This window comes from Herbaspirillum camelliae (assembly GCF_001929405.1).
GTDB classification, from domain to species: Bacteria; Pseudomonadota; Gammaproteobacteria; order Burkholderiales; family Burkholderiaceae_D; genus Herbaspirillum; species Herbaspirillum seropedicae.
The window spans coordinates 896315-907835 of the sequence record NZ_KV880769.1 but is presented as its reverse complement, the minus strand read 5'-3'; the positions used below and the strand labels follow the sequence as shown (position 1 = coordinate 907835).

General features: G+C 64.0%; 9 protein-coding genes. 2 read left to right on the top strand and 7 right to left on the bottom strand.

The window, feature by feature from the left end:
- Window positions 1-29: 29 nt before the first annotated feature.
- From BGK68_RS04125 to BGK68_RS04105, 5 genes are all read right to left on the bottom strand, one after another.
- Complete coding sequence (locus tag BGK68_RS04125) at window positions 30-881, bottom strand: carbohydrate ABC transporter permease (protein WP_075256049.1); 852 nt, start codon at window positions 879-881, stop codon at window positions 30-32.
- A 21-nt stretch (window positions 882-902) separates the two neighbouring features.
- Entirely contained in the window at window positions 903-1823 is a 921-nt protein-coding gene (locus tag BGK68_RS04120; protein WP_075256048.1) for a carbohydrate ABC transporter permease, read from the bottom strand.
- Between the two features lie 158 nt (window positions 1824-1981).
- Window positions 1982-3220 (bottom strand): ABC transporter substrate-binding protein, encoded by a 1239-nt coding sequence (locus tag BGK68_RS04115; protein ID WP_407645725.1) that lies wholly within the window; start codon window positions 3218-3220, stop codon window positions 1982-1984.
- A gap of 147 nt (window positions 3221-3367) precedes the next feature.
- Window positions 3368-5344: a beta-galactosidase gene (locus BGK68_RS04110; protein WP_075256046.1), complete on the bottom strand. Its 1977-nt coding sequence runs from the start codon at window positions 5342-5344 to the stop codon at window positions 3368-3370.
- Window positions 5345-5410: 66 nt separating this feature from the next.
- Window positions 5411-6556: an ABC transporter ATP-binding protein gene (locus BGK68_RS04105; RefSeq protein ID WP_075256045.1), complete on the bottom strand. Its 1146-nt coding sequence runs from the start codon at window positions 6554-6556 to the stop codon at window positions 5411-5413.
- 349 nt (window positions 6557-6905) lie between these two features.
- Here BGK68_RS04105 and BGK68_RS04100 point away from each other — a divergent pair, with 349 nt between their 5' ends.
- Entirely contained in the window at window positions 6906-7922 is a 1017-nt protein-coding gene (locus BGK68_RS04100; RefSeq protein ID WP_075256044.1) for a LacI family DNA-binding transcriptional regulator, read from the top strand.
- Here the strand turns inward: BGK68_RS04100 and BGK68_RS04095 are convergent.
- A complete protein-coding gene (locus BGK68_RS04095) occupies window positions 7919-8551 on the bottom strand; it encodes a TetR/AcrR family transcriptional regulator (protein WP_075256043.1) in 633 nt (210 codons plus the stop codon). The genes BGK68_RS04100 and BGK68_RS04095 overlap by 4 nt on opposite strands.
- A gap of 209 nt (window positions 8552-8760) precedes the next feature.
- On the opposite strand from BGK68_RS04095, the gene BGK68_RS04090 reads away from it, so the two are divergent.
- Window positions 8761-9987, top strand: a complete 1227-nt coding sequence (locus tag BGK68_RS04090; protein ID WP_075256042.1) for an arabinose transporter — start codon at window positions 8761-8763, stop codon at window positions 9985-9987.
- 51 nt (window positions 9988-10038) lie between these two features.
- On the opposite strand, the gene BGK68_RS04085 is transcribed toward BGK68_RS04090, so the two are convergent.
- Window positions 10039-11115 carry a GGDEF domain-containing protein gene (locus BGK68_RS04085; protein ID WP_075256041.1) on the bottom strand — a complete coding sequence of 359 codons (1077 nt, stop codon included), beginning with the start codon at window positions 11113-11115 and terminating at the stop codon, window positions 10039-10041.
- Window positions 11116-11521 lie beyond the last annotated feature (406 nt).

The window sequence follows — 11521 nt, the reverse complement described above, 5'->3', positions numbered from 1 at the left end:
AGGGCGCGGATCTCTTATCTTTTAGTTTCTTATCCCTTGCTCGCCCCGAAGGTCAGCCCGGCGACGAACTGCTTCTGCATCACGAAGAACAGGATCACCGACGGCAGCGCCGCCAGGATGGAGCCGGCCGAGACCAGGTTCCAGGCAGTGGTCCACTGGCCGCGCAGGGCCGCCACGCCGACCGTGATCGGGGCCACGTCATCCCCCTGGGTCAGCACCAGCGCCCAGAAGTAGTCATTCCAGACAAAGGTAAACACCAGCACCGCCAAGGCCGCCAGCGCAGGACGGATCAGCGGCAGCACGATGCGATAGAACACGGTCCATTCGCTGGCCCCCTCGATGCGCGCCGCCTCGATCATCTCGAAGGGCAACTGCTTGATGAAGTTGCGCAGGAAGAGGGTGCAGAAGCCGGTCTGCATGGCAATGTGGAACAGCATCATCCCGGTGATGGTGTTGAACAGGCCCAGCGACAGCGAAAGGTCGCGCACCGGGATCATCAGGATCTGCTGCGGCACGAAGTTGCAGGCCACGAAGGTGGCGAAGAGCAGCGTATTGCCACGGAACTGGTAGGTCGATAGCGCAAAGCCGGCCATGGCCGCCAGCGAGATCGCGCCGATCACCGAGGGGATGGTGATGAGGCAGCTGTTCCAGAAGTAATGCAGCATCGGCGACGCCGTCAGGGCTTCGCGGTAATTCTCCAGCATGGCGAAGTCCTGCGGCCAGCCCCAGTAGTTGCCGGCCATCAGTTCATCGTTGGAGCGGATCGAAGTGACCAGCGCGGCCAGCATCGGCAACAGCCAGATCAGCAGCGCCACCGGCAGCGAGGCGCGGTAGAGCGCACGGTGGATGGGCTTCCATTTTTCTATCGGCATCGGGAACATGAGGATTCCTTTCTTGAGCGTTCAGCGTTCAGCGCGCAGCATGCGGCGCAGCTGATAGACGATGTAGACCAGCATGATGGCAAAGAGCGTCACCGCCACCGCTGCCGAATAGCCCTGGCGGTAATACTTGATGGCCTGGTCATAGGCGTAGTAGGCCAGCACGGTGGAACTCTCATAGGGACCGCCGCTGGTCATCACCGAGATCAGGTCGAAGCTGCGCAGCGCGCCGATGATGCTGACCACGAAGGCCATGAAGGTGGTCGAGCGCAATTGCGGCAGGATCACATAGCGCAGCATGGTCCAGCCCTTGGCGCCTTCCATGCGCGCCGCTTCCACTTGGTCGTGGTTCAGCGCTGTCAGGCCAGTGAGGAAGAGGATCATGCAATACGCCGTCTGCGGCCACAGGGCGGCAAAGATGATGCCGAAGGTGGCATAGCGCGCATCGCCCAGCACCGGCACGCCCTGGCCGAAGAGCAGCGAGAGCAGGCCGAAGCTGGGGTCATAGAACCAGCTGTACATGAGGCCGACCACCACGCCCGAGAGCACGAAGGGCGCGAAGAACAGCGACTTCACCACGCGCATGCCGATCACCTTCTGGTTCAGGTACAGCGCGATGGCCAATCCCATGGGCGGGGCCAGCAGGAACATCAGCAGCCACAGCACATTGTTCTTCATGGCCGTGTAGAAGGTCGGCGCGTGGAACAGCTCGACGTAGTTGGCCAGGCCCACGAATGTGGGCGCGGTCATGCCATCCCAGCTGAAGAAGCTGAGATAGATCGTATAGAGAATCGGGTACAGCACATAGACCAGCGTCATCACGCAGGCCGGCGCCAGGAACCAGAAGGCGGCGCGGTTGCGGCGGGCGGCGCTGCGCTGAGGACCACTGGCCGCGGTTGCGGCGGGGGGCGCAGGCGGCTGCGCGGCGGATGTGGGCGCGAGCATGGCGGGGTCTCCTTCTTTTTCTGCGGGCCATCGTGCGGGCAAGCACGATGGCCCGGGTGGACTACTACTGAACTGCTGCTTAATAACTATCAAATACAAGTTAATTGCAACTTGATTGCTGCTTGACCACTACTTAACTACTACCGCATCAACCGCCATCAGGACTTCTTGTAGATGCGCTTGCGGCTTTGCTCCAGCTCATTGAGCACATCATCGATCTTGGTCGGATCGCTGACGAACTTCTGCATGCCCTTCATGCCTTCATCGGCCATTTCCTTGGTCATGTCGCGATCATAGAACTGCGAGATGCCGCCCTTGGCGTTGGAGAGGATCTCGAAGCCGATGCGCGAGATCGGTTCGGTGGGTGCGGGCGACTTGCTGTTGGCCGGCAGCGAACCCAGTCCCTCTGCCAGCTTGGCGCTGATGGCCGGGGTGCCGACGAAGGCGATGAAGCGGCGCGCATCGGCCTTGTTGCGGGCCTTGGCAGGGATGTGGATGGATTCGGTCGGACCTTCTTCCGCCGTGGGTACATTGGTATCGATGATGGGGAACTGGAAGTAACCCATCTCCGGCGCCAGCTTGGCCGGGAAGCCCTTGGCGATGAAGGTGCCCATCAACATCATGGCGGCCTTGCCCTGGAACAGGAAGGGCTGGGCGCCGTCGAGGTCATAGGAGAGGGCGTTGTCGATGAAGTACTTGTTGTCGATCAGGCTCTTCCAGGCGGTGTAGACCTTCTTGACGCGCGCATCGGTGTAGGCGATGTCGCCGGCCATCAACTGCTGGTGGAAGGCATTGCCGTTGATGCGCAGGTCCAGGTAGTCGAACCAGCCGGCCAGGGTCCAGGCGTCGCGGCCACCCACGGCGATGGGGGCGATGCCGGCGGCCTTGAGCTTCTTGCAGGCGTCCAGGAATTCATCCCAGGTCTTGGGTTCGCCAGCGATGCCGACCTTCTTGAACAGGTCCTTGCGGTAGAACATGCCCCAGGAGTAGTAGACGGTCGGTACCGAATACTGCTTGCCCTGCCAGGACGACGCTTCCTTGGTGGAGGCGTAGGTGGCGTCCCAGCCGTTCTTCTTCCAGTCTTCGCTCACGTCTTCCAGCAGGCCGCGGCTGGCGTAGAAGGCCATGCGCTCGCCGTTGTGCCAGTTGATGATGTCCGGCGCCTGGGTCGAGAGCCAGCCCGGCAGCTGCACCTTGTAGGCTTCTTCCTCGATGAAGGAGGGCTTGATGTCCACGTCCGGGTTGGCCTTCTTGAATTCATCCATCGTCGATTGCCACACCGCGCGCTGCACCGCGCCCTTGTAGGCGATGTTGATGGCCAGGGTGCCGGCGGTGGCAGCGGTGCTCCAGGCGGCCGTGGCGGCCAGGCAGCCGGCGATCACGCCCATGCGAATCATCTTCTTCATTGTTGTCTCCGAATGTGGGTTCAAAACAGCTTGGTCCTTGTTACGCTGCGCAGGTTCTGCCGCCTGCTTGGGCCACGGCGGACAGCGCCGCCGCGACGTTTTTCTTCCAGAGTGAGGCTGGCTATTGCTATTGCCTGATCACGGATGCTGGCCAGTGCGATACACCGCCACGCCTTGCGGTTCCAGCTGCGCCTGGCCGATCAGGAACTGCGCGCCTTGCGCTTGCGGCAGGGTGATCGGTGCGTCGCTGTAGTTGAAGGCGAAGCAGAGGCCGCTGCGCTCTTGCAGGCGCAGGCCCTCGGGCAGGCGTTGCGGGGCGAGTCCGGCGTCGCGGGCCAACTGCTCGAAACAGGCGCTGGTAAGCGCATCATCGAAGATGCCGGCCAGGTAGTGGGTGCGGTCCTTGCGCACGATGGCCGGGTGGCCATCGCCGAACTGCGCCAGGGTCTGCAAGCCCTCGCCATCGGCTTCGATCAGGTCGCGCCAGTGCGCGCCCTGGCCGCTGTGCGCGCCGAACTGCACCGGCTCGGTGACGTTGGGGCGCAGCGATTCCACGCGCCAGACGCGCATGGGCAGCAGTTGCTGCAAGGGGCCTGGCGGCAGCGTCTCGGGAATCTGCAGCGAGCGGGTCTTGGAGCCGCTGCGCGGGCCGAATACCGACAGCGCGCCGCTCTTGGCGATGCGACCGGGCAGGTCGTCCGGCAGGATGGGCAGGGGCGGCACCACGATCATGGCATAGCCATCCAGCTTGGCGTGCAGCGGCAGGATGTCCACATCCAGGCCCAGTGCGCGCAGGGTCGAGTAGTACTGGAAGGCAAAGCGCTGGTATTCGAAATCGATGCCCTGGAAATGGATGTCGAAGAGCCACTTGGCGTCATAGTCGAACAGCAGCGCCACCTTGCCGCGCGGCTGCGCCAGCGCACCCTGCGCCTGTTCGACGGCGATGATTTCCCGCGCCACCTGTTCGGCTTCGCTGCCGCCTACATCAAGGCGGTTGTCGGGACGATTCAGGCCGGCATGCAATTGTTCCTGTGCGAACGGGCATTGGCGCCAGCGGAAATAGGAGACGCAACCCGCGCCGTGGGCAAAGGCTTCCCAGCTCCACAGGCGCACCATGCCCGGCAGCGGATGCGGATTCCAGTGCGCCCAGTTCACCGGCCCCGGCTGTTGTTCCATGACCCAGAAGGGCTGGGCCGACATGCCCCGATACAGGTCGTGGTTGAAGCTGGCGAAGTCGGGATGGCCGGTGCGCAGCCAGCGCGCCTTGGTGGCGTCGTCGAACCACATCACTTCCAGCGCACCCAGCGGATAGCTGTCCCAGGTGGCCACATCGAGGTCGGCCGCGACCGGATAGTGATCGAACTCCAGGAACATCTGCATGAAGTTGTGCACCATCAGCCGGCCCGGCGAGAGCGGGCGCAGGATATCGACCTGCATGCGGTTGTAGCGCGCCACTTCGTCGGACGCAAAGCGGCGATAGTCCAGGCGGTGCGAGGGATGGGCTTCGGTGACGGTGCCGATGGGCGCATCGATCTCGTCGAAGCTGCGGTACTCCATGCTCCAGAACACCGTGCCCCAGGCCGTGTTGAGCGCATCGATGCTGCCATAGCGCTGGCGCAGCCACTGGCGGAAACGGCGCTGCGCCGACGGCGAATAGCTGACCACGGTCTGGTGGCAGCCGTATTCATTGTCGGTCTGCCAGGCCGTCACGGCCGGGTGCTGGCCATAGCGTTCGCCCAGCAGGCGTACGATGCGTTGCGATTCCTCGAAGTAGGAATCCGACGAGAAATCATAGTGGCGGCGCGAACCGAAGCCGCGCTGGCGGCCATTGGCGTCGACGGCCAGCACATCATCATGACGGTCGATGAGCCACTTGGGCGGGGTCGCCGTCGGGGTGCACATGACCACTTCCAGACCATGTCTGGCCAGCACCTCGATGGCGCGATCCAGCCAGTCCCAGCGCAGCTCGCCGGGCGAAGGTTCGATGCGGCTCCAGGCGAACTCGCCGATGCGCACCTGCTTGATGCCCAGCGCCTTCATGCGTTGTGCATCGCTGTCCCACATGGCCTCGGGCCAATGTTCGGGGTAGTAACAGACTCCCAATCGTAGCGACATGGTCGTGATTCCTTAGCGGTAGTGAAGCGGATTCAGGATGAAACAAGAGGGCGGCGGGCTTCGGACTCAGGCCGCCACGGCCAGGCCGCCCTGGACTTGCGTGCGGGTCAGCGCCAGCCCGTCCTGGTCGAACAGATAGGCGCAGGCCGGTGCGATGGCCACGCGCACGCGCTCGCCACGGGCGATGCAGGCGTCGCCAGCGGCCTTGGCCACCAGCGGTTGGCCGGCGGGCTCGTCCAGGTGCACATAGGTCTGCTCGCCCAGGCGTTCCACCAGCACCACTTCACGGTGGATACCGTATTGGCCCTGGCTGCCGATTTCCATGTGCTCGGGGCGCACACCCACGGTCACCATCTGGCCTGGCTGCAGCGCGCCTTGCGCGGCCACCAGCAGGGTTTCCTCGCTGCCGGACAGGCGCACCAGGATGCCGTTCTCTTGCACACTCGCTACTTGCGCCGGCAGGAAATTCATCCGTGGCGAACCGATGAAGCCGGCCACGAAGCGGTTGCGCGGATGGTGATACAGCTCTATGGGCCTGCCGACCTGGGCGATGCTGCCGAAGCGCTGGGTATCGGCACCGGCATGCAGCAGCACGATGCGATCGGCCAGGGTCATCGCTTCGACCTGGTCGTGCGTGACATAGACCACGCTGGCCTGCTCGAACTGGCGATGCAGGCGGGCGATCTCGATACGGGTCTGGCTGCGCAGGGTGGCGTCCAGGTTCGACAGCGGTTCATCGAACAGGAACACGCCCGGACGCCGCACGATGGCGCGACCGATGGCCACGCGCTGGCGCTGGCCGCCGGAGAGTTCCTTGGGCTTGCGCTGCAGCAGTTCTTCCAGCTGCAGGATGCGGGCGGCCTCGCGCACCTTCTGTTCGATCTCGGCCTTGGGCAGCTTGGCCAGGGTCAGGCCGAAGCTCATGTTTTCGTACACCGTCATGTGCGGGAACAGCGCATAGCTCTGGAACACCATGGCCACCGAACGCTGCGCCGAAGGCACATCGTTGACGCGCTTGCCGCCGATGAAGAGGTCGCCGCTGGTGAGATCTTCCAGTCCTGCGATGCTGCGCAGCAGCGTGGATTTGCCGCAGCCGGACGGACCCAGGAAGACGCAGAATTCATGTTCGCCAATGTCGAGATCGACATTGCGGATCACCGGCGGTGCATCGCCGTAGGCTTTTTGTGCTGCACGCAAGGTAATGCTGGCCATCACATTTTCCTGTCAGAAAGATTGCCAGGCAGGCCGCCGCAAAGGCAGGGCTGGCGTCAGGTTAAGCGCTTAATCAAATCACCCAAAAAAAAGATCGCCTGGGTGGGTGTCCTGAGTGCAATCGGGTTTGTCTCCACGTCGTTGTTCTGATCGTGTTGCCGCATCGGGGCGGCCAATAGTGTGGAAAGATCATACCCATCTTGCATGGGCCATGCAACAACAATCCTGTAACGGCAGGCGACAGGAAATTGTCAGCCAGCGCGGCTCAGTGCGCTCTTCTGCAGCCCGTCTGCGTTGACAAGCCAGGCATAAGCGGTTTGAATGCGAGGGCTTCCAACTCCATCGCCTCATGACCACCTTATCCGAAGTCGCCCGACTGGCCGGTGTCACCTCGGCCACTGTGTCCAACGTCCTGCGCCAGCGCGGCAAGGTCGGCGAGCAGACCCGCCAGCGCGTGCTCGACGCCGTGGCCCAGCTGGGTTACCGCCCGCACCTGACCGCCCGCGCCCTGGCCGAAGGACGCGCACCTACGCTGGCGCTGGTGGTCTCCAGCATCGCCAACCCCTTCTATCCCGAGTTCGCCCTGGCGGCCGAGCGCACGGCGCGCGAGCATGGGCGTTTTCTGATCGTCTGCAATACCAACGATGATCCCGATACGGGGCGCGCCTATCTCGACCAGATCGCTGGCACGCTGTCGGACGGCGTGCTGATCATGAACGCCAACCTGCCCATGGATGAGCTGAGGAAGACCGAGCAGCGCGGCGCACCCGTGGTGCTGTGCATGTGGGAAAAGCCGGATGCGCCGCCCGAGCTGCCCTGCATCGCAGTGGACTTCTTCGAGGCCGGCGCGATTGCCGCCCGGCATCTGCTGGGCCTGGGGCATCAGTGCTTTGCCGCGCTGGTGGGCAGCAAGAAGAGCGGCATCCATGCCGAGCGCTATCGCGGTTTTGCCAGCGCCTGCAAGGCGGCCGGGCACCCGCATCCGACCCAGCGCACACGCTATATCAAGGACACGGTCGAGTCGGGTTACCGCGCCACCCTGGAACTGCTGCGCGAACATCCGCAGGTGACCGCCATCTTCGCCAGCAATGACTTGCCTGCGCTGGGGGCGATGAATGCCATCGCCGACATGGGGATGAACGTGCCGCGCGACATCTCGGTCACCGGCATCACCGATATCCAATGGGCGCGCGTCTCGCGCCCGGCGCTCACCACCGTGGCCGTACCCACCGAAGCCGCTGCGCGCATGTCCATCGAACTCTTGCTGGCGCTCATCGAACGGCGCAGCCCCTCGCCCGTCATGCACGTCACCGCTGCGCCGCAACTGGTGGAGCGCGCCTCCACCGCTGTTCCGCGCAAGCGCTAGGCGGTCGCGAGACTGTCCAGGTAGGCCGCGAACATGTCGGCCATGGCGTCAGCGTGACGCTTGATCTCGCTGTCCGGACGAGGCGTGCGCGAGAGGTGCTCGCCCATCGTGGTCAACGTGCTCATCACCATCTCGCCAGCCAGCTTGCGGCGTCGCGGTGACACCGTCGGCAAGGCCTCGTGCATGAAGCGCGCAATGATGCCATCCCAGGCATGCGCCAGCGCCTGTGCCTGTTCGCCATCCCGATACAGCGGCGCGGCATCATTGAGCGCCAGCCTGACCGCCGCTTCCTCGAACTCGCTGCGCAGGAAGGCATGCACCAGTGCACGCAGCCGCAGCAGGGGCGGCTTGCGGCTGTCTTCCAGCAATACGCGCACCATCTCGGTGGTCTGTTCCCATTCATCGGACTGCAGCCGGAACAGGATGGCCGCCTTGTTGGGGAAATACTGGTAGATCGATCCCACGCTCACGCCAGCCCGCTCGGCCACCCGCGCCGTGGTGAAGCGGGCCGCGCCCTCGCGCAGCAAAACCTGAACAGCAGCTTCCAGGATGGCCTTGACGAGATCGGTGGAGCGCGCCTGTTGCGGCTCCTTGCGCAGGGAGATATTGGGGCGGCGGGGCTTTTTCATGGTGACGAGACCGGTGGAAAAGAATGCGAATGGAAAATCTGACGGATTCGTCGCATACTGGATTTCGCTGGATGTGACGAATTCGTCGCATTCTACGATGTCCTGATCATCATGTCCAAGCGGCCTGGGTTTCCTGCGAGCTGCCGGTCTGGTGATGGCGACATCCTTTTTCGCTGCTTTCCTCCTTCTCACTGATCCAAGGATTCTCCATGTCTTCTTCCTCTACCGGCAAGCCCGCACGGGTGACGCCGCTGGCCAGTCCCGGCATCGCCGTCTTCCTCAAACTGGCGCCGATCACATTGGCCGTCTTCGTCGCCTTCCTCACCATCGGCCTGCAATTGCCGGTGCTGCCCTTGCACTTGAAAGACGCGCTGGGCATGAACGCCACCGTAGTGGGCGTGGTGGTCGGCGCCCAGTTCGCTGCCGCCTTGGTCTCGCGCGCCTGGGCCGGCAACTATGCCGACCTGCGCGGCGCCAAGCGCGCCGTCATGGCCGGTTTCATCACGGCCGCATTGTCGGGGCTGGTGTATCTGGCTTCGCTGGCCGTGCTTGGCCGGCCGGACTGGTCGGTGGCCGTGTTGTTGCTGGGGCGCGTGGTTCTGGCGCTGGGCGAGAGCCTGATGGTGACCGGCGCGATGAGCTGGGGCATCGGCCTGGTCGGCCCGCAGCATGGCGGCAAGGTCATGGCCTGGCTGGGCATCGCGTTGTACGCCGCCTTCGGCGCGGGTGCGCCCCTGGGCGTGGCGATCAGCCAGGCCTATGGCTTTGCCGGCATCAGCCTGGCCAGCGTGGGCCTGCCGCTGGCAGCACTGCTGCTGATTGCTCCGCTGCGCGCCATCGCGCCCAGCGCCCACCGCCGCACGCCGTTCTACCAGGTGCTGGGTGCGGTGTGGCGTCCGGGGCTGGGGCTGGCATTTTCCAGCGTCGGTTTTGGCGTCATCACGGCCTTCATCGCATTGCTGTTTGCCGCGCGTGCCTGGGGCAATGCCGCACTGGCATTTTCCGCATTCGGTGCGGCCTTCATCCTGGCGCGGCTGTTGTTTGCCCACCTGCCGGACAAGCTCGGCGGCGCGCGCGTTGCGTTGGTATGCGTGCTGATCGAAGCGGCGGGCCAACTGCTGATCTGGCAGGCTGGCGCGGCGCACTGGGCCTACCTGGGCGCGGCCCTGACCGGCTTTGGCTATTCGCTGGCCTTTCCCGGTTTCGGCGTGGAAGCCATGCGCCGCGCGCCGCCCCAGACGCGGGGGCTGGCCATGGGGGCGTATGTGGCCTTCCTGGATCTTTCGCTGGGGATCACCAGCCCGCTGGCCGGTGCGCTGGCCCAGGCCTGGGGCGTGGAGGCGGTGTACCTGCTGGGGGCCGTCATGGTGGCGCTGGCTGCATTGGTAGCCCTTGGCCTGATGCGTACCAGTCCGCAGAGCGCAGCGCGCGGATGAAAAAAAGCGCCGCGATGGGCGACGCCTGGGCAGTGCAGTGGCTGGTGCGACTCAGGTGTGGCGCGGTTCGCGCCCATGCTTGCGCCGGTACATGGCCTGGTCGGCGGCCTGCAGCAAGGCGCTGAAGTCGCACATCTCCGAGGGCGTCACCGTGGCGGCGCCCAGGCTGATCTCGATATCGCAGTGCTCCCAATGCGCCTGCTCCACCGCAGCCTTGATGCGTTCGGCCACCTGGAGGGCGCCGATCTCGTCGGTGTCGGGCAGGATCAGGGAAAATTCGTCGCCGCCATAGCGCGCCAGGAAGTCGCTGGCGCGCAGCGGCGCACGCAGGACGCGTCCCAGCTGCGTGAGCAGGGCGTCGCCAGCTGGGTGGCCGTAGGTGTCGTTGTACTGCTTGAAGTAATCGACGTCCACCATCAGCAGCGACAAGGGGCGGGCATTGCGCAGATGGCGGGTCCATTCTTCACGCAGACGCAGGTCGAAGCTGCGGCGATTGCCGATGCCGGTGAGCGCGTCGGTCAGTGTCTGTTGCTCCAGCTTCTGCATGGCGCGGCGCGCTTCCAGCTGACCTTCGAGCTGACGGCCTAGCTTGAGGAAAGCGTCGCGCTGGGCGGCGGTGAGCACGCGCGCTTCGCGGTCCATCACGCAGAGCGTGCCGAAGATGTCGCCATTGGACGACACCAGCGGCACTGCCGCATAGAAGCGTACACGCGGATTGCCATTGGCCAGGGCGCTATCGCGGAAGCGCTGGTCGGCCTGCAGGTCGCTGATCTCGGTGAGTTGACCCGGGCGACGAGCAGCATATTCGCACAGCGAGAAGTCCACCACGGTGCGCGCCACGCCATTCTGGCCAGGGAAGCGCCACCATTGGTTGCGGCGGTCGCCACGGCCATTGACGACGGAAACGAAGGGATGCTGCATGCCGATGTCGGCGTGCAGCTGGCTGACCATGCCCATGGGCATGCTGCACAGGCTGGTGGCCAGCGAGATGAAGTCCGCCAGGGTCGGCTCCAGCCAGGCGTCAGCCTGGCCGCCACCATTGGCCAGGTCGATGCGGGAGCCGCTCAGGCCGCGCTGGGAGCGGGCGCGCTCGGGCTGGGTCGGAGGAAAAAAGTTTCGAATGGTCATGGCGCGATACGATCTTGGTCGATGGTTCGAATTCGTCTGGACTGGGTCTGTCCTGAACAGCTTGCACATGCAGCGGTGACATCAGGAGAACGAGCTTGCAGGTCGAGTGCCCGGCTGATTGTTTTTCTTCTTCGTCTCAAGCACATCCTGTTGCCCTGCGACATTACGTTAGCAGATCAGGTTCCGGCACGACGGCGTTTGGAACATCCTTTTACAATTTAATCGCCCTCGCGCAGCAAACAATGCCAATCCGATCACAATAAAAGTACTTCGCTGATCATGCTGACAATTGGTATTTCAACAGCCACCTTTGAGCAATTGTGAAAGGGTACTTCAACGCGCACGATCACGACATCAGACAGAGCAGTGTTTGCTTGTCAGCGCATGTCGGTATTGCGCCGCAACA

Excerpts from the sequence above, each read along its gene's own strand:
- BGK68_RS04105 (WP_075256045.1), bottom strand. The coding sequence starts at position 6,556 with ATGGCCAGCATTACCTTGCGTGCAGCACAAAAAGCCTACGGCGATGCA.
- BGK68_RS04090 (WP_075256042.1), top strand. The coding sequence starts at position 8,761 with ATGTCTTCTTCCTCTACCGGCAAGCCCGCACGGGTGACGCCGCTGGCC.
- BGK68_RS04115 (WP_407645725.1), bottom strand. The coding sequence starts at position 3,220 with ATGATTCGCATGGGCGTGATCGCCGGCTGCCTGGCCGCCACGGCCGCC.
- BGK68_RS04120 (WP_075256048.1), bottom strand. The coding sequence starts at position 1,823 with ATGCTCGCGCCCACATCCGCCGCGCAGCCGCCTGCGCCCCCCGCCGCA.
- BGK68_RS04110 (WP_075256046.1), bottom strand. The coding sequence starts at position 5,344 with ATGTCGCTACGATTGGGAGTCTGTTACTACCCCGAACATTGGCCCGAG.
- BGK68_RS04125 (WP_075256049.1), bottom strand. The coding sequence starts at position 881 with ATGTTCCCGATGCCGATAGAAAAATGGAAGCCCATCCACCGTGCGCTC.
- BGK68_RS04095 (WP_075256043.1), bottom strand. The coding sequence starts at position 8,551 with ATGAAAAAGCCCCGCCGCCCCAATATCTCCCTGCGCAAGGAGCCGCAA.
- BGK68_RS04100 (WP_075256044.1), top strand. The coding sequence starts at position 6,906 with ATGACCACCTTATCCGAAGTCGCCCGACTGGCCGGTGTCACCTCGGCC.
- BGK68_RS04085 (WP_075256041.1), bottom strand. The coding sequence starts at position 11,115 with ATGACCATTCGAAACTTTTTTCCTCCGACCCAGCCCGAGCGCGCCCGC.